A 20,043-nucleotide genomic window follows, 5' to 3' on the forward strand; every position below is an offset into this window, starting at 1 on the left:
TATACCCTATAGGGGTATATTGTGATGGTGTTTGCCGAAATCGAAAGCCAATTACGGACGGAAGGCGGCTGGAATATGCACATCGCAATCGCGCTTATTATGGCGCTGCTCGTCACGGCGGGCGTGCTGTGGTTCTTCTTCGCACCGCGCAAAGCGTATCGTGCGCCGTTGCGCGACGGCGTGCAGGAAGCGGTCGTCGAAGTCAAAGGCGGGTACAGCCCGGCCGTCATCGAAGCCGAAGCCGGCGTGCCGTTGCGGCTGATCTTCGATCGCAAGGAAGACGGCGAATGCTCGTCGCATGTCGTGTTCTCCGATTTCGGGGTCGATCTTGCGTTGCCCGCCTTCCGCACGACCACGCTGACGCTTCATCCCGACCAGCCGGGCGAGTATCCCTTCGCATGCGGTATGAACATGCTGCACGGCACGTTGCGCATACTGCCGGGAAAGCATGCAAGTGTCGGTGCCGCCGCCGGTTCCGCGGAAACAGGCGTGCAATGCGCGCAAAAAGGCGCCGTCCAAACGTCCGGTTCGGGTGATTCGGGCAAATCGCGCGGATCGGAATCGGAAATTCGCGCCCTCATCACCCGTCTTATCGTGGCGGCCGTCTGCACGATTCCGGTATTCGGCTCCACCATGCTCATGCTGTATCCGATGCCGAACTGGCTGCAGTTCCTGCTGATGCTGCCGATTGTCGGCTATGCGGCATTGCCGATTTTCCGCAGCGGTTTCGCCGCGATCGCTCACCGCTCGCCGGAGATGAACGCGCTCGTCAGCCTTGGTGCGCTGGCCGCATTCGCCTACTCCTGCGTGGTCACCTTCGCGCCGAACGTCCTGCCCGAGAACGCGCGCGAACCGTATTTCGAAGCGGTCGGTGTGGTCGTCACGCTTATGCTTGTCGGCCAGCTGCTCGAAGCGCGCGCCCGCAAAGGCACCGGTGAAGCCATGCGCGCATTGGCGGGTCTGCAACCGAAAACCGCCCGCGTGGTGCGCGACGGCAGGGAAACCAGCATCGCCATCGATGACGTGCGCGTCGGCGACATCATCGCCATCCGCCCCGGCGAGCAGCTGCCGGTCGACGGCATCGTCATATCCGGCAGCTCCACCGTGGACGAATCGATGATCACCGGCGAAGCCATGCCGGTCGCCAAAACCGAGGGCAGCGAAGTGACGGGCGTCACCATCAACGGTGGTGGCTCGCTGCGGTACCGCGCCACGAAAGTCGGCAAGGACACCGTGCTCGCGCAGATCATCGGCATGGTGGCCGCCGCACAAAGCTCGAAAGCCCCCGTGCAACGATTGGCGGACCGTATCTCCGGCGTTTTCGTGCCGATCGTGGTGCTCGTCGCCGTATGGTCGTGCGCGCTGTGGTTCGCGTTCGGCCCCGAACCGCGTGTCACGCACGCGCTGGTCGCCGCGGTATCGGTGCTGCTGATCGCCTGCCCGTGCGCGCTCGGACTGGCGACTCCGTTGTCGGTGACGGTCTCGACTGGCCGCGCGGCTCGCATGGGGGTGCTGGTCCGTTCCGCCGAAGCGTTGGAAACATGCGGCAAAGTCAATGCCGTCGTATTGGATAAGACCGGCACGATCACCGCCGGCAAACCCACCCTTACCGATGTGCTGCCGTTGGGCGTGTGGCATCGGCGTCCCGATGATTTGCTGACGATTGTCGCCGCCGCCGAACGTGATTCCGAGCATCCGCTCGCTGCTGCGATCGTTGCCGCAGCTGCGGAAAAAGCCGACGTCGCGGACGTTGCGGAACTCGCGCAAACCACCGATTTTCAGGCGATTGCCGGCCGTGGCGTCACCGCGCGCGTCACCTTCCGCGGTCTGCCGCACACCGTCGCCGTCGGCAACACCGACCTGATCGACGACCTTGACGTCGACATGCCCGACATTACGTCCGATACCTCCGAAATTGCCTCCGAGACCATCCACGATACGAACCTCGACGCCATCATCGCCGACATGGAACTCCTGTCGCAGCAAGGCAAAACGCCGATCCTAGCGGCCATCGACGGCCATCTCGCCGGCATCGTCGCCGTCGCCGACGTGCCGAAAGCCGACTCGCGCCAAGCCATCGAACTGCTCCGCAAACGTGGCGTCGAAGCCGTCATGCTCACGGGAGACAATCCGACCACCGCACGCGCCATCGCAAGCCAGGTCGGTATCGACGAACGTCATGTGATCGCCGGCGTGCGGCCGGAACGCAAGGCCGACGAAATCGCAAAACTCCAATCGCAAGGCTATACGGTGGCGATGGTCGGCGACGGCATCAACGACGCGCCCGCCCTCGCCCGAGCCGACGTCGGTTTCGCCATCGGCACCGGCACCGACGTGGCCGTCCAATCCGCGGATGTGACACTGATGCGCGGCTCGCTCATGGGGCTCGTGCATGCGCTCGACCTGACGCACGCCGCCATGCGCAACATCGCGCAAAACCTCGGCTTCGCACTCGGCTACAACAGCATCGGCATCGCGATCGCGGCCGGCGTGCTGTATCCGTTCACCGGAACGCTGCTGAATCCGATGATCGCCGGCGCCGCGATGGCGTTCTCGTCGTTGTGCGTGGTGACGAACGCAAGCCGGCTGCGCCTGTTCGATCCGGACGCGGAGGCGGCGAAAAACAAGACGTATCGGGTACGCAAGCCCGATCCGAGCAAAAATAATGGCAACCAGCACAGTCGGAAAGGAACGATCATGGGACTGTTCAGCGATCACAAGGCCAAGAAGGAAGCCGAGAACATGGGCGCGATGGGCGCCGGACACTGCTGCGGCGGTCATGACGGCCACGGCATGGCTTCGAATATGGGCGATTCCGCGGCGAACGTTGCGAAGGACCCGGTTTGCGGCATGAGCGTCGATCCGGCCACCGCGGCCGCGACCCGCGAATACGGCGGCGTCACCTACTACTTCTGCAACCCCGGTTGCGCCGACAAGTTCGCCCAGAACCCGGCCGCCTACCTGGGCTGAGACCTGATTCTCGTCCGTCCCCAATCTGCCGACATCGAATGACATCCGGCCGTCGGCGGGTTGGGGATTTTTGTTGAATGGTTGATTTACGGATTCCGATTCACGGACGAACGATAAGATTCCCCTCCCGCACTCCGGAGAGCGCGTCCCGCCCCGCTACAAACGTGCGCGTGACGACGCCGTTAAGCGTCATGCCATCGCAGGCGCAGATCGGATTGCGGCTTTCCAAAGCGGTAGCATCCACAACAAACCGTTCGTACGGGCGAATAATCGCCAAATCGGCCCGCAATACCGGCGTTATATCGCCACGATCGTCAAGTCCCACAAGCCGTGCGGTGTTGCACGACATCCACCGCACGACGTCGGCCAAACTCAAGCCGCGCCGCATCGCACCCGTCAACACCGCGCGGAATCCGACCTGCAGACTGGAAACGCCACCCCACGCGGTGGCGAGCGTGCCGGCTTTCATATCCGCGCTGGCCGGGGAATGATCGGTGACGACACCATCCAACGTGCCGTCGGCAAGCCCCGCCCATAGCGCGTCCTGCTCATGCAGATCACGAATCGGCGGACAGCATTTGACCGCGGTGGCGTTGTCGGGAATATGGTCGCAATCCAACGTGAGGTAATGCGGACAGGTCTCCGCGCTGACCGGCAGTCCTTCGGCCTTCGCCCGCCGCAGCACGTCCACGCTCAGACCGCTGGACACGTGCAGAATATGCGTGCGGCAGCCGGTGCGTGCCACCAGCCGTACGATCTTGCGCACCGCGTTCGCCTCGCATTCGGCCGGGCGCGATGCCGGTTCAACAGTGTTCGCAACAGTCGGGGATTTTGTTGCCGCGTTAGTCGCCCATTTCGCTGGTTTGGCACCGTTTCTTCTATGCCGAATCCGCCCGATATGCGATGTTGATTGTGTGGGGTAAGCTGTTTTTGCCATGGTCGGTCATCTCCTGATGGTGGGTCGCGTTGCCAAGAGGCGCCGCCACTGCCTGTGATGGATGCATTTCAGTGCTTACGGCATCTGAAATTCTTCATTCGTCGTGACAGTTGTCGGCGGCCAAACCTGGTGAAACCCGGAAAGCAAGGGGTAGCATCGTCAGGAGAGCGGATGCGCCGCGTGAGAATGTACTGCAGGGAAGGGCGATGAGCGTGACTTCTGGAATTATGCTTTCAGACAATATGGGGGCTTCGAAGGACGCCATGGACGAGGAAGGCAATGCTGCCGCGGACCTCGGCTTGGTGGCGCGCATCCGGGAATCCTTCGATTCGCTGACTGCGACGGAACGTGAGGCCGCGCAGTTCATTCTGGGCCATCTGACCGATGTGTTGGTCTGCAATTCCGTGGAGCTGTCGCAGTTGAGCGGCATCTCGCAGCCGACGCTCAGCCGCCTGTACCGCAAGCTCGGCTATGCGAACGCGGGCGAATTCAGACGTGACGTGCGTCGCGTCCATCGTCCTGGCTCTCCGGAGCTTTCACGGCACACCCAGTGCGACGATTTGGTCGCCGACCATCTGCGCCGTGACGAGGAAAGCCTGAAACGCACGTTTGAAGGCATCGACCGCGCGCAACTGTCATCCGCATGCCAAGCCATGGCCACGGCCCCGCATGTGGCGGTGGTCGGGTACCGCAGCAGCTATCCCGTGGCGCTGCACATGCGCGAACAGCTGATGCGGCTACGCGGAAACGTTGATATTCTGCCGAATCCAGGCCAGTCCATAGCCGAAGATCTGGTTGATTATGCGGCAGGCGACGTAATCGTCATCATCGGCGTGGGCCGGCGTCTTCCCTTCTTCTCGCGGCTCATCGACGTGATGCTTGAGCGCGGCCTGACCGTGGTGGTGATTGGCGACATTTCGGCGCGCAACGCCGTCATCGGCCGTAACGTCGCCTTCTTCAAAGTGGTGCTGAACTCCCACGTGCTGACGAGCTTCACCGCGGCGTTCGCCCTGATCGCCCTGATGGTGGACGAAGTCGGAAAATGCCTCGTCGATACCGAAGACGAGGTGCACGCGCGTATCGAAGGCATCAACGATTGCTTCGATGCGCTCGATGAGCTTGAAGATTGATAGGGAAAATCTAGGCGCGGCACGTCCCGTTGGAACGGCGGTAAACGGAAGTGGAAGCGGGAATGGGAACGGAATGAATTCAAAACGAAACATGCTGGCGTACGACCGGTCCTCCACCGGATTGTGGGTGGCTTTGATCTTCCTCGTATCGCTGAATCTGCGGCCCGCCATCGCCGCCGTCGGGCCGGTCCTCGCCCAAATGGGAACCGACCTTGCGTGGGGTGAGGGCGTGCAGGGCGTATTGACGGCGATTCCGCTGATCGCCTTCGCCGCGGTCAGCCCGCTGGTCACGTTCCTTGCACGCCGCATCGGCATCGACATGTCGATTCTGCTGGCCCTGCTGTGCATCGCGGCGGGCGACGCCATCCGCTCGTTCGGCGGCGGCGTTGGCATCTGGCTGGGCACGGTGGTGTTCGCCTCCGCCATCGCCGTCGGCAACGTTCTTGTGCCGGTGATCGCGAAACGTGACTATGCCGGCCATGTCGCGATGGCGACCGGCGTCTATTCCGGTTGCATCACCGCCGGCAGCGCCACCGCAGGTTTGCTGTCCGCGCCGCTTGCGCAGATGTGGGGCGGTTGGCGCGCGTCACTCGCCTTCTGGAGTGTGCCGCCGCTGGTCGTCGCCGTGCTGTGGGCGTTGCGTATCCTGCACAATCGCAAAGTCGTTATCGCTTCCGCCGGCGGCACCATCGAAACCAGCGATACTGGCGATATCGATGATATTGGCGATCGCAGCACGACGGCCAACGCACAAAACCCGCATTCCGCACAGCGACCGGCATGTTCCACGCAATCGTCGCATGGCGTGTTCACCCGCGTGCTGCGCCGTCCGATGACGTGGTACGTGACGGCCTTCATGGGACTGCAATCGTCCGCCTTCTACACCATGTCCAACTGGATGCCGTCCATCTCGGCGTCCATCGGCTACGACGCCTCCACCGCCGGCGTGCATCTGTTCATCTTCCAAGGCATCGGCATTTTCTCCGGCCTGCTCATTCCGAAATTCATGAACGTGCGCGGCAACCAGGTCTGCGCGGCGCTTACCGCCAGCGCTCCCATGCTGATCGCCGGCCTTGGCATGCTGCTGCTGCCGCATCTCATGCCGGTATGGGCGTTCGTCGGCGGCTGCGCGCAAGGCGCGTCCCTGGTGGTGGCGCTCGCATTGATCGCGTTGCGCGGCCGTGACAGCGCCGAAACCGTGGTGCTGTCGGGCGTCGCGCAGTCGTTCGGCTATCTGATCGCCTCGCTCGGCCCGCTTATGTTCGGCGTGCTGGTCCAGGCCACCGGCGGCCATCATGTGCCGCTGATGGTGTTCACGTTCGTCGCTTTCCTGCAGTGCGTCGTCGCGGTCATCGTCGGCAGGCCTTCCAAAATGTGACTTTTCGCGTCTCATGAAATCGCAAGCGTCCGCAGAGGGAAGTACCGTTAGCCGTATGACAAGCCCTAAGACTGACGACGGTACAATGCATCTGCTCGATCCTGCTCCCTTCGGACGTATCCTTCCGGCCATGGTCACCCCCATGAAGGCCGACGGAGCCGTAGATTTCGAAGCCGCGCAACAGCTGGCGAGGCAGCTCGTGGCGGATGGTGCCGACGGTCTTGTGGTCAACGGCACCACCGGCGAATCGCCGACCACCCACATGGAGGAGAAGGTCGAGCTGGTTCAGGCCGTCAAGGAAGTCGTGGACGTGCCGGTCATTTCCGGCGCCGGTTCCAACGACACCGCGCACACCGTGCGCATGGTGGAGCAGACCCAGGAGGCGGGCGCCGACGCGGTGCTCGTGGTCGCCCCGTACTATTCCCGTCCGTCGCAGGAGGGCGTGTTCCGCCACTACAAGGCGGTCAACGACTCCGCGGACAAGCCGATCATCGTCTACGATGTGCCGGGCCGTACCGGACTGCACATCCAGCTGGAGACCTACCGCCGTATGGCCGAACTCGACCACGTCAAGGCCGTCAAGGACGCCACCGGCGACATCGCAGGCGCGGTGCGCAAGCGCATGGAGACCGGTCTGACCTGGTATTCGGGCGATGACGGCCTGTTCCTGCCGTTCCTGTCCGTCGGCGCCGTCGGCATCATCTCTGTGATCGCGCACGCGGCCGCCGGTCCGATGCGTGACCTCGCCAACGCGTTCGATCGTGGCGATATCCACGAAGCGCAGCGCATCTCCGTGCAGCTGGCGCCGCTCGTCGAAGCGATGAACGGCAACGGCTTCCAGGCCGTGATGGCCAAGGCCTCGCTGAAGGTGCGCGGAGTCCTCGACTCCACGGAAATGCGCCTGCCGAACGTCGGCCCGGGCGAAGCGGAGCTCGTGCGTGCGGAAAAGGGCATGCGCGCCGCAGGGCTGCTGTAAAATCGCATTACATAACGTGCGGTTGGCCGCCGCGCATGTACGGCGGCGGCCTGCTTTAATTCCTCGTCTTCGCAGAGGCGGAGACAATGAGTAACAGAAATCCAACTAGGAAATGGCAACAGAAGAAACCAAGAACACCACAACGCACAAGCGCGGCAGCAAAGCTGCCAAGCGCACCGAATCCGCAGCCAAGGCAACCAAGTCCGACAAGGCTGTGAAGTCCGAGAAGACCGCCACCAAGAAGGCGAAGTCCTCCACCCGCGGCCGCGGTGGCTCGTCGCGCAACGGCGGCTCCCGTGGATCCCGTGGCGGCAACGGTTCGAACCGTCGCCCGTCGCATTCCGCGCCGCAATCCACCGCGCCCCAGCAGGACGAGGTGCTGATCGCCCCGCCGAAGTACCGCAAGGGCTCCATGCGCATCGTGCCGCTCGGCGGTCTGGGTGAGATCGGCCGCAACATGAACGTGGTCGAATACAACGGGCATATCCTGCTCATCGACTGCGGCGTGCTCTTCCCGGAAGAGGAGCAGCCGGGCGTGGACCTCATCCTGCCTGACTTCCACTACATCAAGGACCGTCTCGACAAGGTCGAGGCGCTCGTGCTCACCCACGGCCACGAAGACCACATCGGTGGCGTGCCGTACCTGCTCAAGCTCCGCCCGGACATTCCGCTGATTGGTTCCAAGCTCACCCTCGCCTTCGTTGAGGCCAAGTGCAAGGAACACCGCATCAACCCGACGCTCGTCGAGGTCAAGGGACGCGACAAGCTCAAGGTCGGCCCGTTCAACCTGGAATTCGTGAACGTCACGCACTCCATTCCGGACGCGCTCGCCGTGTTCGTGCAGACCCCCGCCGGCTCGCTTATCGACACCGGCGACATCAAGCTCGACCAGCTGCCGCTCGACCACCGCATCACCGATCTGGTGGAATTCGGCAAGCTCGGCGAAAAGGGCGTGGACCTCCTGATGATGGACTCCACCAACGCCGAGGTCCCGGGCTTCGTCAAGCCGGAGACCTCCATCGGTCCGGCGCTCGACCAGGCGTTCGCACAGGCCACTCGCAAGATCATCGTGGCCAGCTTCTCCAGCCACGTGCACCGCGTGCAGCAGGTCGTCGACGCGGCCCACAAGTACGGCCGCAAGGTCGTGTTCGTCGGACGTTCCATGGTCCGTAACATGTCCATCGCCGCCGATCTGGGCTACCTGCGTCTGCCCGAGGACACCGTCATCGACCTGAAGCAGGCCCATGACGTGCAGGACGACAAGCTCGTCTACATGTGCACCGGCTCCCAGGGCGAGCCGATGGCCGCGCTCGGCCGCATCGCCGACGGCAACCATCGTGACATCACCATCAACGAGTTCGACACGGTGATCCTCGCCAGCTCCCTGATCCCAGGCAACGAGCATGGCGTCTACAAGGTCATCAACAAGCTCGTGCAGCTCGGAGCCCGCGTGGTCAACCGAGACAACGCCGCCGTGCACGTCTCCGGCCACTGCAACGAAGGCGAGCTGCTGTACATGTACAACATCGTCAAGCCGAAGTGCGCCATGCCTATCCACGGCGAAAACCGCCACTTGGTGGCCAACGGCATGATCGCCGTCAAGACCGGCGTCGATCCGCAGAACGTCGTGCTGGCCGAAGACGGCGACGTCGTCGACCTGTACCACGGCCAGGCCGCGGTCGTCGGCTCCGTGCCGTGCGGCTACGTCTACGTCGATGGCGATTCCGTCGGCGAACTGACCGACGAAGAACTCGAGAAGCGCCGCATCCTCGGCACCGAAGGCTTCGTGTCCAGCTTCGTGGTCGTCGACACCGAGACCGCGGATGTCATCACCGGTCCGAAGATCTACCTCAACGCGGTCGCGGAAGACGAAAGCGAGTTCGACAAGGTCCGTCACCAGATTGTCGAGCAGCTGCAGGACGCGATGATGCAGGGCACGCGCGACACCTACAAGCTGCAGCAGATCATGCGACGCACGCTCGGCGGCTGGGTGGCACGACAGCTGCACCGCAAGCCGATGATCGTCCCCGTCGTCGCCGACATCGCGCAGGACGTGGACGACGCGATGGGACTGAACGCCGCGAAATAAGCCGTAAATTTACCATAAATTGAATCAAGGCGACGTGATCGGCACAACTGATCGCGCCGCCTTCTGTTACCAGAAAGAAGGAGTGACATGCCAGGAGCAAACCTCACCCGAATCGAAGCGGAAGAACGCAAAAGCATCATCGCCGCGCCAATCCATTACACGGTCAAGCTTGACCTGACCCGCGGAGCCAAGGATTTCGGCTCCGAAACCACCATCACCTTCGACGCGAAGCCGGGGGAGTCAAGCTTCCTTGACCTCATCGCCAACGAAGTCAGCGAAATCACCCTCAACGGCGAAACCCTCGACCCGGCTGAAGCGTACGTCGACAGCCGCATCGAACTGAAGAACCTCAAGGAGCACAACGAGGTCACCGTCAAGGCGATGTGCCAGTACTCCAACACCGGCGAAGGCCTGCACCGCAGCGTCGACCCGTCCGACGGCAACGTCTACCTGTACACCCAGTTCGAGGTGCCGGACGCCCGTCGCGTCTACGCCGTGTTCGACCAGCCCGATCTGAAGGCCGTGTTCGACTTCTCCGTGCTCGCCGCCAAATCCTGGATCGTCACGTCCAACATGCCCACCTCCTCCGTGACCGACAACGAAACCGTCACCGAGGAAGGCACGCTCGGCGATCACGCCGCCGAAACCACCAAGCTGTGGGTGTTCGAGCCGACCCCAACCATGAGCTCCTACCTCACCGCCATCTGCGCCGGACCGTACGCCGAATGGCACACCGAATACGCCAATGAGGACGGCCGCACCGTGCCGATGGCTATGTACTGCCGCCAGGCGCTCGCCAAAGCCTTCGAAAAGGACGTCGACTACCTGTTCGACATCACCAAGAAAGGCTTCGCCTTCTACGCCAAGACCTGGGGCGTGCCGTACCCGTACGCCAAGTTCGACCAGATCTACGTGCCGGAGTACAACGCCGGCGCCATGGAGAACATCGGCATGGTCACCATCCGCGACCAGTACGTGTTCGAATCCAAGGTCACCGACGCCTACGCGGAACGCCGTGTGGTCACCGTGCTGCACGAGCTCGCCCACATGTGGTTCGGCGACTACGTGACCATGAAGTGGTGGAACGACCTGTGGCTCAACGAATCCTTCGCCGAGTTCACGTCCACCCTCGCCACCGCCGAAGCCACCGAATGGAAGGACGCCTGGGCAACCTTCAGCTCCGGCGAAAAGAGCTGGGCGCTGCGTCAGGACCAGCTGAGCACCACCCACCCGATCGTCGCCCCGATCAACGACCTCAACGACACCTACGTCAACTTCGACGGCATCACCTACGCCAAGGGCGCCTCCGTGCTGAAGCAGCTCGTGTACTACGTGGGCCGTGAGAAGTTCTTCAAGGGCATCAACAACTACCTCAACAAGCACGCCTACTCCAACGCCACCCTCGCCGACCTGCTCGCCGAACTGGAACTCACTTCCGGCCGCGACCTGAAGGCGTGGAGCGCCCAGTGGCTGGAGGAATCCGGCATCAACACCATCGCCACCGAAGTCGAAGAGAACGAGGACGGCACCATCAAGCGTCTCGCCCTGCGCCAGACCGCTCCGGCCGAGCATCCCGTGCTGCGCGCCCACCGTCTCGCCGTCGGCTTCTACAACGAGGATCCGGAAACCGGCAAGATCGTGCGCACCGACCGTTTCGAACTGGACGTCGACGGCGAACTGACGGTCGTCGACGCTGCCGCCGGCAAGGCACGTCCGTCGCTGATTCTGGTGAACGACGACGACCTGACCTACACGAAGCTGCGTTTCGACGACAAGAGCCTCGCATTCGCGACAAGCAACCTGTACCGCTTCGACGATGCGCTCGCCCGTTCCGTGCTCTGGCTCGCCCTGTGGGACATGACCCGCGACGGCGAACTGCCGGCACGCCAGTTCATCGACACCTCGCTGGCCGCGCTCGCCACCGAACACGAGTCCACCACCTTCCGTTACGCGCTGGCACAGGTCAGCACCACCGCATGGCATTACACCGCTCCGGCAGAGCGTGCCGAGACCGTGAAGCATGTGGCCGCCGAACTGTTCAAGCTGGCGGGTCAGGCCAAGGCCGGCTCCGACGAACAGTTCCAGCTCGTCACCGCCTACCTGGGCTACGGCGAGCCGGGCGACGAGGCGTTCGTCGCCAACGCGAAGGGCCTGCTCGACGGTTCCGTGGCATTCGACGGTCTGGAAATCGACAACAACTTCCGCTGGACCATCATCAACGCGCTGAGCACCGTCAACGCGATCGACCAGGCGGGAATCGACGCCGAACTGGCCAAGCGCGAAACCACCGAGAACCGTGAGTTCGCCTATGGTGCACGCGCCGTGGCCGGTACCGCCGAAGCGAAGGCATGGGCTTGGAACGAGGCCCTGCACAACGACGAGCTGACCAACATGCAGCTTGAGGCTGTGGCCGGTGGCTTCGCAGCCACCCCGCGCGCCGACTTGGCCGAACCGTACGCCGAGAAGTATTTCGAGGTCGCCGACTGGATTTGGGAGCACAAGACCTTCCACATGGCGGAAGCGCTGCTCGAAGGCCTGTATCCGGGCTATGCCGATCCGGCGAAGCTCGTGGAGCTGGGTGACGCCTGGCTCGCCTCCCATAAGGACGCGGACAACGCCTTGCAGCGTATTGTGCGTGGCAACGTCGAGGCTTCTCACCGCACGCTGAAAGTGCGCGACTTCAACGCCGCGCTCTGATAGCAGGGGCGACAGGAACGTTCCCGCTTAAGAGCCGTCATGTCGTCGCACGACTTTGATTTTGGGTGCGATTTTCAAAGTCATGCGACGGGCATATCGGCATTTATGTCCCCTAATCCTCGTTTTCCGCTTGAAAATAAGGATTAGGGGGCATTTTGCATCGAAGGCTGTCGCACGACTTTGATTTTGGAGGCATTTTTCAAAGTTGTGCGACAAGCGTGCTGGCTTTCATACCCTCTAACTCTTATTTTTTGCTGGTTTTCAACGGAAAATGATAGTTAGGGGGTATTTCTTTATCAAGTGTTGCCGCACGACTTGATTTTCCGCCTTGAAATCAAAGTCGTGCGACACGAAAAGGGCATTGCGCGCCGTGAAATGCTTTGAATTGTGAAGTGTTATGCGATTGCGTCGTCACCTGCTGGTTTCGGCGGCACGGTTGAGTACGATAGGTCACGGAAATATCGTTTGCAGATAGCGAGGATTTGAGACTCATGCCACGTATGTTCGGAACCGACGGCGTTCGAGGATTGGCGAATAGGGATTTGACGGCACAGCTGGCGCTTGATTTGGGTGACGCCGCGGTGCGCGTGCTGGGCGATGACGAGCGGAGCGAATTCGAAAGCCGTCGCCGTGCGCTGGTCGGTCGTGATACACGTGTTTCCGGCGATTTCCTCGCCGCCGCACTGTCTGCTGGCATGTCCGCCGGCGGCTTCGACGTGATCGACGCCGGCATCATCCCGACGCCGGGCGTCGCATACCTGACGTCCGTGCTCAACGTGGAAATGGGCGCGGTGATCTCCGCATCCCACAATCCGATGCCCGACAACGGCATCAAGTTCTTCGCGCGCGGCGGCTTCAAGCTGCCCGACACCAAGGAGGATGAGATCGAAGCGGTGCTCGGCCAGGATTGGGATCGTCCTACCGGCGCCGGCGTGGGTCGTGTCAGCCATGACACCGCCACCGCAACCAACCTGTACATCGACCATCTGGTTTCCGCCATCGCGCCGGTCGGTCCGGACAAGTCGCAGCCGACGCCACTGAAGGGCCTGAAGATCGTGGCCGATTGCGCGAACGGCGCCACGTCCGTGGTCGCTCCGGAAGCCTTGCGCCGCGCCGGCGCCGACGTGACCGTCATCAACGCGTCGCCGGACGGCTACAACATCAACAAGAACGCCGGCTCCACCCATCCTGAGCAGCTGCAGGCCATGGTCAAGGCCTCCGGCGCCGTCATGGGCGTTGCCTTCGATGGCGATGCCGACCGTTGCCTTGCCGTGGATGAGGATGGCAACATGGTCAACGGCGATCAGATCATGGGCATTCTGGCGCGCGCCAAGAAGAACGCGGGCAAGCTCAACCATGACACCCTCGTCGTGACGGTGATGAGCAATCTCGGTCTGAAGTTGGCCCTGCGTTCCATGGGCATCAAGACCGTGCAGACCAACGTGGGCGACCGTTACGTGCTTGAAGAGATGCTGCGAGGCGATTATTCGCTCGGCGGCGAGCAGTCCGGCCACGTGATCAACCGTGAATTCGCCACCACCGGCGACGGCACCCTGACCGCGCTCACCCTGTGCAACGAGGTCGTCAAATCCGGTAAGAGCCTGAAGGAACTGGCCGCCGACTTCCCGCAGCTGCCGCAGACGCTCATCAACGTGCCGAACGTGGACAAGATGGCCGCCAAGACCAACGCCAAGGTGCAGGCCGCGGTGGAACGCGAAGAGAAGCTGCTGGGCGACACCGGCCGCGTGCTGCTGCGTCCGTCCGGCACCGAGCCGCTCGTGCGCGTCATGGCCGAAGCCGAAACCCAGCAGCAGGCAGACGAAGTGTGCGATCGCCTCGCCAAGGTCGTCGCCGACGAACTCACCCTGTAAGAGCCCGCAAGGAGATATGCCCCATGTTCGGACACAACTCGAAAGTGGACCTCGAACTCAACCGCGAGGTCGAAAAGCTCATCAAAACCGGCGGCAAAGAGAAAATCATGCCGATTGTGCAGGCCGGCGAACCGGTATTACGCCAGCAGACCATCGCCTACGACGGCCAGTTGAGCCGCAAAACGCTTGACAAGCTCATCGACACCATGCGCACCACCATGCTGGAAGCGCCGGGCGTGGGCCTCGCAGCCACCCAGATCGGTCTCGGTCTGGCTTTGGCCGTCGTCGAAGACCACGTATGCGAAGGCGATGATGGCGATCCGCGCGAAGCTGCGGAATTCCCCTTCCACGCCATCATCAACCCCAGCTACGAGCCGATCGGCACCGAAACCCGCAGCTTCTACGAAGGCTGCCTGAGCTTCGACGGTTACCAGGCCGTACGCAAGCGTTGGCTTGACATCACCGCCCGTTGGCAGGATGAGGACGGCAACAAGCATGAGGAACATCTGCATGGCTGGCCGGCCCGCATCTTCCAGCATGAAACCGACCATTTGAGCGGTGAACTGTACATCGACCAGGCCGAAATCCGAAGCCTGACCACCAATGAGAACCTTGAGGATTTCTGGTGCGAGGATCCGGTACCGACCGAAGCGGCGGCCGAACTCGGCTTCGAACTGTAATCGCGTAAACGAACGAGACAAGAACGATGAATGCCTCCCAGGCGAACACTTGGGAGGCATTCATCATATTCGGGATTATTGGAATGTTCGAAACATGAGTATTCCAAATATTCCAATATTTCAGTATTCCGGATTCACTAGCACATCGTACGTATCCGTGTTCCGCTCGGCATCCGAACGCAGATCCCAGCCAGGCTTGCGCATTCCATACAACACCAGCGGCGGTAAACCGAGCACAAGCACGACTACAGCCACAAGAATCGCATATGAAACGCTATCCAAACCGGTGAAACCAGCCGGTCTCACGAAAGTCAACACGAATGCCGCGGCGGAAGCGACGAAACCGACGCCCGCGACCAACCGAATCGCAGGAACTCGATACGTGCGGCGGACTTCTGGATGGGTGTTGCGCAGACGAATCGCGGCGGCAAACATCAACATGTACATCACCAGATACAGCGCGGTCGCCATATCCACCAGCGTCGCGAAAGCCGTGTTGCCATTGGGGATCAACACGAACAGCAACGCCAGCACGGTCACGATAATGCCTTGCGGAATCAGAATGCCTTCCTGCACGTCGTGAGCATTGCGCTTCTGCAGCGCGGGAGGCATCAGTCCCGTGCGGGCGGCCGCTAGCAAACCGCGAGAAGGACCAGCTATCCAAGCCACCACGGAAGCGAACGCGCCTAGCGCGATGAGCAGCGAAATCACCGGGGTGCCCCAACCCATGCCAAAATGGTCGAAGAACTCCCTGAACGCCAGATTGATGCCGTCGATGAGCCCCAGCTCACGATGCGGCACAGCAAAGGCGATTGCCAAAGTCGGCAGCACAAGTACCAGCAGAATCAGCGCGGTCGCTAGTGCAATGGCGCGTGGGAATTGACGTCCCGGATGCTCCAAGTCGTTGGCATGCACGGCATTGACCTCCATACCCGCGTAGGCGAGCACATTGGATACGATTAGCACAATCGACGCGATGCCCGTCCACGGCGGAAGCAGCGCGGATGCGTGCAGGGAGGTCTGCACTGGCTTACCGATCGCCAGCCAGATAATGCCGAAGACGATAAGCAGCAACGCAGGAAACAGCGTGCCGATAAGTCCCGAAATCGACCCGACCTTGGCGAACAGATTGCCGCCGCGCAACGCCACCATCGTGCTTGCCCAATACAACACGATGATCACCGCGGCCACATATACGCCATTATTGCCCAAGCCACCCATGCCGAACACATACGACAGGCTGACGGCGATGAACGCAATCTGTATCGGATACCACACCACATTCTGAATCCACTGCAGCCAAATGGCGAGAAATCCGATGCGATTGCCGAACGCCTCACGCACCCACACGTACACGCCACCTTTCCAGCCGGTGGCCAGTTCGGCAGCCACCAGCGCGGTCGGCACCAGGAAAACGACCGCCGGAATGAGATACAGCAGAATGGAAGCGAGACCATAATCGGCCATGGCCGGCAGAGAGCGTAGCGAGGCCACCGCCACCACGGTCAACATTGCCAGTTGGCTGACTGTCATCATGGTTTTGCCGGTTTTATTGGCAACGGTTGCCGTGCTTGCGATTGCGCCGTGCCCGTCAGCGCCGTTCCCTCTATTCGCCCCGGCATGCGCAGGTATGCCCGTACGATTGCGGTTTCCTGCGACGGCAGACGGATTGCGTGGCGTTGTTGTCGGTGCCGTCGCAGCGTTCGTCGTGGAACGTGCGGACCCGGGATGTGCAGCTGCGCTTGCATCGTGCGCTACCACAGCAAGCGGCTTTTTCATATGAACTGTCATTGCAGCCAGCTTTCGTAAACATAATCGTTGTGGGAATGAGCATGAATTTCCTTAATGCGGGAAACGATGGAATTCGTGGAATGACCGCGAAATATCAGTGGTGGAATCCGGATGCACGAGCCTCGCTTGGCATTGGTGAGCGCAGTCCGTCCAGATATTTCACACACGACTTCAGATCCTTGATGAACGCTTCGGCCATATCGTGGCTGAAACCGTTACGCACCACAATGCGCTGCACGGTCACCTGCGTCAGATCCACCGGCATCGGATAAGCCGGCACCAGCCATCCCTTCATGCGCAGCCGATCCTGCAGATCGTACAGATTCCACTTGCGATCCGGCTTGTCGTTGAGCATCCATGCGAACACCGGAATGTCGGAACCGTCGTTCCACAGCGTAAAATCATCCATCTGCTCGATCTCGCCCGACAGATATTTCGCCACATCATGCGAAGTCTGCTGCACCCTTCGATACCCGTCGAATCCCAAACGCAGGAACATGTAGTACTGCAGCAGTACCTGTGCGCCCGGACGGGAGAAGTTCAGTGCGAAAGTCGGCATTTCGCCGCCGAGATAACTCACCTTGAAAATAAGGCTTTCCGGCAGGTCAGCGGTTTCGCGCCATACGATCCATCCCAAACCGGGGTAGACCAGACCGTACTTGTGACCGGAGGTGCTGATGGAGTAGACGCGCTTGACGCGGAAGTCCCATGCGAGGTCCGGCTGGATGAATGGTGCGATCATACCTCCCGAAGCGCCGTCCACATGGATGCGCACATCAAGTCCGGTGCGCTCCTCGATGCGGTCCAGTGCTTCGCTGATCTGTTCGACCGGCTCATACATACCCGTATAGGTCACGCCCATGATGGCCACCACGCCGATGGTGTTCTCATCGACATACTTGTCGAGATCATGGCCGTCGAGCACTTTGTGGTCCTCGGAAATCGGCACATAGCGTGGTTCCACGTCGAAATAGTTGCAGAACTTCTCCCAGCACACCTGCACGGCGCTGCTCATCACCAGATTCGGACGATCGGTCGGCAGGTCGGCCTTTTCGCGGGCTTCCTTCCAACGCCGCTTCAACGCGAGTCCGCCCAGCATGCAAGCTTCCGACGAGCCGATGGTGGAGGTTCCGATGGCATTCATTGGATCGGGCGCATGCCATAGATCGGCGAGCATGTGCCAGCAGCGCGATTCGACTTCGGCGGTTTTCGGGTACTCGTCTTTGTCGATCATGTTCTTGTCGGCCGCCTCCATGTACAGGCGGTTCGCATGATCGTCCATCCACGTGCTCACAAAAGTTGCAAGATTGAGTCGCGCGTTGCCATCCAGCATGGCCTCGTCATGCACCACTTGGTAGGCGGTTTCCGGCAGACTACCCTTCTGTGGAATGGTAAATTTCGAGAACGCCTGGGCTTCCTTCGGACGGGCGAACAGCGGATTGATTTCCACGCTGTCAGGAACAACGCGGTCGTCGGCATTGCCGCAGGTGTTGTCGCAGCAATGCGAATTGTTGTTTTCAGTGGTGGAATGTGTTTCTGACATTGCAGTTCCTTTCGTTGATTTGGAACGTTTATTGCGTTCCGGGATTCAAAAATGAAAGTCGATTCTGGATTTTTGCTGGGAAATGGTCACATTTGCGCTATGTGAAAATTCGTATGGCAACCGCTTCGCACGGAGGTATCCGCGCGCGGTTTCGTAATGAACACCGTCATTCGAACTCGCATGGTTGTGTTCTCACAAAGAGGAATGCGCACGTTGGTTTGTTGCACATTCTTACACGCTGAAGGTGGGTATCGGCTACGATGGGCAGGTATGAACGAATCGACGATGAATCTTTCCTGGCTGGATGACGCGAAGCAGGACATCGAACAATGGTCGGCATCGATGACGAATGACGCCGACAACCAGCCGATCGACTGGCGATGGGTGTCTTCCCTTGACCTGCGTAACGGCATTGGTGCCGCCACAAGACAGCACGTTGATTTGTTGGCAATGCTGCGGTCCTCGTCGCCGCAACTTTCCGCCCCGCAGCTGCACGCCCTGTTGAAAGATGATCTTGCGATTCGAGATCGGCTCGAACCGACCATCGCGCAGTGCAACAGCACGTTCATGATGGATTACGACCGACTTATCGCTTCCTATCGGCTGCCGCGCGCGCTTGCTTACGCGAACCGTCGGTTGTGCGACGAAATCGCTGTTCTGCGACAGATTGGCGTGGCGATGGGATTGTGGACGGTCACCGAGGAACGACGTGAGCGCGTCACGGTTCCGGTGCTGCTGCCCGGTTCGGCTTTGGCTTCCGGGGGAGTGGCGTTGGATGATATTCAGGATCGAACCGCTGACATCGTTAACGGCCGCGCCGCCCGTCGTGCCGCAGAGAAAAGTCAGAAGCGAGCCAGTGACTATGCCATGTCGCGTGCGAACCTGAGTGGAGTAACCAGTCCGGGCGGCTCCACGTTGTTTGATTACGGTTCGGAAACGAAATCCGCTGAATCGGCGCAGTTGCGTCGGATGGCTGAATACCGCAAATCGGATTGGCGTGACGCTTATCTTCCTGGACGCGATGTGGACAATGTCATGGGAATCGACATCGAAACCACCGGTACTGACCCGGCGCGTGTGTACATCATCGACGTCGGCTTTGAATATATGAACATGATTTCCCCTCGCCCTGCTGCCGCACCTACTGGATACCAATACGAGCAGAGTTATTACGAAACGGGCGATGCGTATGGTCAGTCGCGTCTGTCGTTCGGCGTTCCTGCCGAGAACGCGACGCTCGGTAATCCGCTGATTCTCGATTTGACCGGTATCGATGTACGTGATCGTGCGTCCGGCTTCCGCCTGTTCGATGAGTGGCCGGAGGCTCAAATCGGTTTGCTGCAGCGATTGGAGCAGCAACCGTACGTAGCGCACAACGCTCGTTTCGAACATAGCTTCTTCATGTTGAATGTGGCTGGATATGCGGAAAGCTACCGTGCGGGCAAGATTACGATTATCGACACGTTGCCGATGAGCCGCCGTTGGGATGAAGGGTCAATTCCGGACGGCGAGCATCCGTACGGCAATAACACGTTGGACGCATACGCCAAGCGGCAGGGCGCGCTCGATGAAAGCAAGTCGGAGCGCCACCTCGGTTTGGAAGATACGCATATCATGCTGGTTGCCATGAAACATCACTTGGGTGTATTGCATGGCGAAGGCCGCGGTCCGTGGGGTGCGAATGGCAAGTCTGGCATCGGTGGCAAGCATTGCGGGCGCCGCTGGTAGCATTTGCGATTCGTGTCGCAGTTTCCTGGTTCTTCTTCCCGTGACCGTCCCGTTTTGGCTTTCCCTTCCGGCTTTTGTTACCCGTAACGCCGTTTTGCGGTTACAAAATGCGGATGCGATTGCGGATTTGCGGGGATGGAATGGGCGATTGCGGGGATGGTTTCGGTGGTTGCGGGGTTGGTCGGGCCTGGTTTGTCAAGTTTCGACACGCCGATGGAACGTTGGATTTCCAACGGTTCACGCGTTGTTCATG

12 protein-coding genes are annotated in these 20,043 nt (G+C 60.9%); 9 read left to right on the plus strand and 3 right to left on the minus strand.

The features are described from left to right. The first annotated feature begins 75 nt into the window (after positions 1–75). Positions 76–2,970 (plus strand): heavy metal translocating P-type ATPase, encoded by a 2,895-nt coding sequence (locus tag Q5H31_RS03575; RefSeq protein WP_302457511.1) that lies wholly within the window; start codon positions 76–78, stop codon positions 2,968–2,970. Between the two features lie 100 nt (positions 2,971–3,070). On the opposite strand, the gene Q5H31_RS03580 is transcribed toward Q5H31_RS03575, so the two are convergent. Next, positions 3,071–3,736, minus strand: a complete 666-nt coding sequence (locus Q5H31_RS03580) for a dihydroorotase family protein (RefSeq protein ID WP_021913168.1) — start codon at positions 3,734–3,736, stop codon at positions 3,071–3,073. Positions 3,737–4,134: 398 nt separating this feature from the next. Here Q5H31_RS03580 and Q5H31_RS03585 point away from each other — a divergent pair, with 398 nt between their 5' ends. From Q5H31_RS03585 to Q5H31_RS03615, 7 genes are all read left to right on the plus strand, one after another. Continuing rightward, positions 4,135–5,037, plus strand: a complete 903-nt coding sequence (locus tag Q5H31_RS03585) for a MurR/RpiR family transcriptional regulator (protein ID WP_151912624.1) — start codon at positions 4,135–4,137, stop codon at positions 5,035–5,037. A gap of 73 nt (positions 5,038–5,110) precedes the next feature. Further along, positions 5,111–6,415 carry an MFS transporter gene (locus tag Q5H31_RS03590; protein WP_270292399.1) on the plus strand — a complete coding sequence of 435 codons (1,305 nt, stop codon included), beginning with the start codon at positions 5,111–5,113 and terminating at the stop codon, positions 6,413–6,415. 85 nt (positions 6,416–6,500) lie between these two features. Next, complete coding sequence (gene dapA, locus Q5H31_RS03595; RefSeq protein WP_302457514.1) at positions 6,501–7,391, plus strand: 4-hydroxy-tetrahydrodipicolinate synthase; 891 nt, start codon at positions 6,501–6,503, stop codon at positions 7,389–7,391. Between the two features lie 112 nt (positions 7,392–7,503). Next, positions 7,504–9,480, plus strand: a complete 1,977-nt coding sequence (locus Q5H31_RS03600; RefSeq protein WP_302457512.1) for a ribonuclease J — start codon at positions 7,504–7,506, stop codon at positions 9,478–9,480. Positions 9,481–9,567: 87 nt separating this feature from the next. After that, positions 9,568–12,177 carry an aminopeptidase N gene (gene pepN / locus Q5H31_RS03605; protein ID WP_288649017.1) on the plus strand — a complete coding sequence of 870 codons (2,610 nt, stop codon included), beginning with the start codon at positions 9,568–9,570 and terminating at the stop codon, positions 12,175–12,177. 491 nt (positions 12,178–12,668) lie between these two features. Then, positions 12,669–14,048, plus strand: a complete 1,380-nt coding sequence (glmM, locus tag Q5H31_RS03610) for a phosphoglucosamine mutase (protein ID WP_011743613.1) — start codon at positions 12,669–12,671, stop codon at positions 14,046–14,048. Positions 14,049–14,071: 23 nt separating this feature from the next. After that, positions 14,072–14,728 (plus strand): peptide deformylase, encoded by a 657-nt coding sequence (locus tag Q5H31_RS03615; protein WP_003806691.1) that lies wholly within the window; start codon positions 14,072–14,074, stop codon positions 14,726–14,728. A 120-nt stretch (positions 14,729–14,848) separates the two neighbouring features. Here Q5H31_RS03615 and Q5H31_RS03620 read toward each other — a convergent pair whose 3' ends face one another. Further along, positions 14,849–16,264 (minus strand): APC family permease, encoded by a 1,416-nt coding sequence (locus Q5H31_RS03620; RefSeq protein ID WP_003806690.1) that lies wholly within the window; start codon positions 16,262–16,264, stop codon positions 14,849–14,851. A gap of 349 nt (positions 16,265–16,613) precedes the next feature. Then, positions 16,614–18,062 (minus strand): glutamate decarboxylase, encoded by a 1,449-nt coding sequence (locus Q5H31_RS03625; protein WP_198941186.1) that lies wholly within the window; start codon positions 18,060–18,062, stop codon positions 16,614–16,616. Positions 18,063–18,332: 270 nt separating this feature from the next. On the opposite strand from Q5H31_RS03625, the gene Q5H31_RS03630 reads away from it, so the two are divergent. Then, positions 18,333–19,790: a DNA polymerase III subunit epsilon gene (locus Q5H31_RS03630; RefSeq protein WP_085382664.1), complete on the plus strand. Its 1,458-nt coding sequence runs from the start codon at positions 18,333–18,335 to the stop codon at positions 19,788–19,790. Positions 19,791–20,043: the final 253 nt, after the last annotated feature.

Origin of the sequence: uncultured Bifidobacterium sp., assembly GCF_959020155.1 — a bacterium.
Lineage (GTDB): Bacteria > Actinomycetota > Actinomycetes > Actinomycetales > Bifidobacteriaceae > Bifidobacterium.

What these genes read in the sequence shown, in the direction of transcription:
- glmM (WP_011743613.1), top strand. Translation starts at nt 12,669, where the DNA reads ATGCCACGTATGTTCGGAACCGACGGCGTTCGAGGATTGGCGAATAGG.
- Q5H31_RS03620 (WP_003806690.1), bottom strand. Translation starts at nt 16,264, where the DNA reads ATGATGACAGTCAGCCAACTGGCAATGTTGACCGTGGTGGCGGTGGCC.
- Q5H31_RS03575 (WP_302457511.1), top strand. Translation starts at nt 76, where the DNA reads ATGCACATCGCAATCGCGCTTATTATGGCGCTGCTCGTCACGGCGGGC.
- dapA (WP_302457514.1), top strand. Translation starts at nt 6,501, where the DNA reads ATGCATCTGCTCGATCCTGCTCCCTTCGGACGTATCCTTCCGGCCATG.
- Q5H31_RS03600 (WP_302457512.1), top strand. Translation starts at nt 7,504, where the DNA reads ATGGCAACAGAAGAAACCAAGAACACCACAACGCACAAGCGCGGCAGC.
- Q5H31_RS03625 (WP_198941186.1), bottom strand. Translation starts at nt 18,062, where the DNA reads ATGTCAGAAACACATTCCACCACTGAAAACAACAATTCGCATTGCTGC.
- Q5H31_RS03585 (WP_151912624.1), top strand. Translation starts at nt 4,135, where the DNA reads ATGCTTTCAGACAATATGGGGGCTTCGAAGGACGCCATGGACGAGGAA.
- Q5H31_RS03615 (WP_003806691.1), top strand. Translation starts at nt 14,072, where the DNA reads ATGTTCGGACACAACTCGAAAGTGGACCTCGAACTCAACCGCGAGGTC.
- Q5H31_RS03590 (WP_270292399.1), top strand. Translation starts at nt 5,111, where the DNA reads ATGAATTCAAAACGAAACATGCTGGCGTACGACCGGTCCTCCACCGGA.
- Q5H31_RS03630 (WP_085382664.1), top strand. Translation starts at nt 18,333, where the DNA reads ATGAACGAATCGACGATGAATCTTTCCTGGCTGGATGACGCGAAGCAG.
- pepN (WP_288649017.1), top strand. Translation starts at nt 9,568, where the DNA reads ATGCCAGGAGCAAACCTCACCCGAATCGAAGCGGAAGAACGCAAAAGC.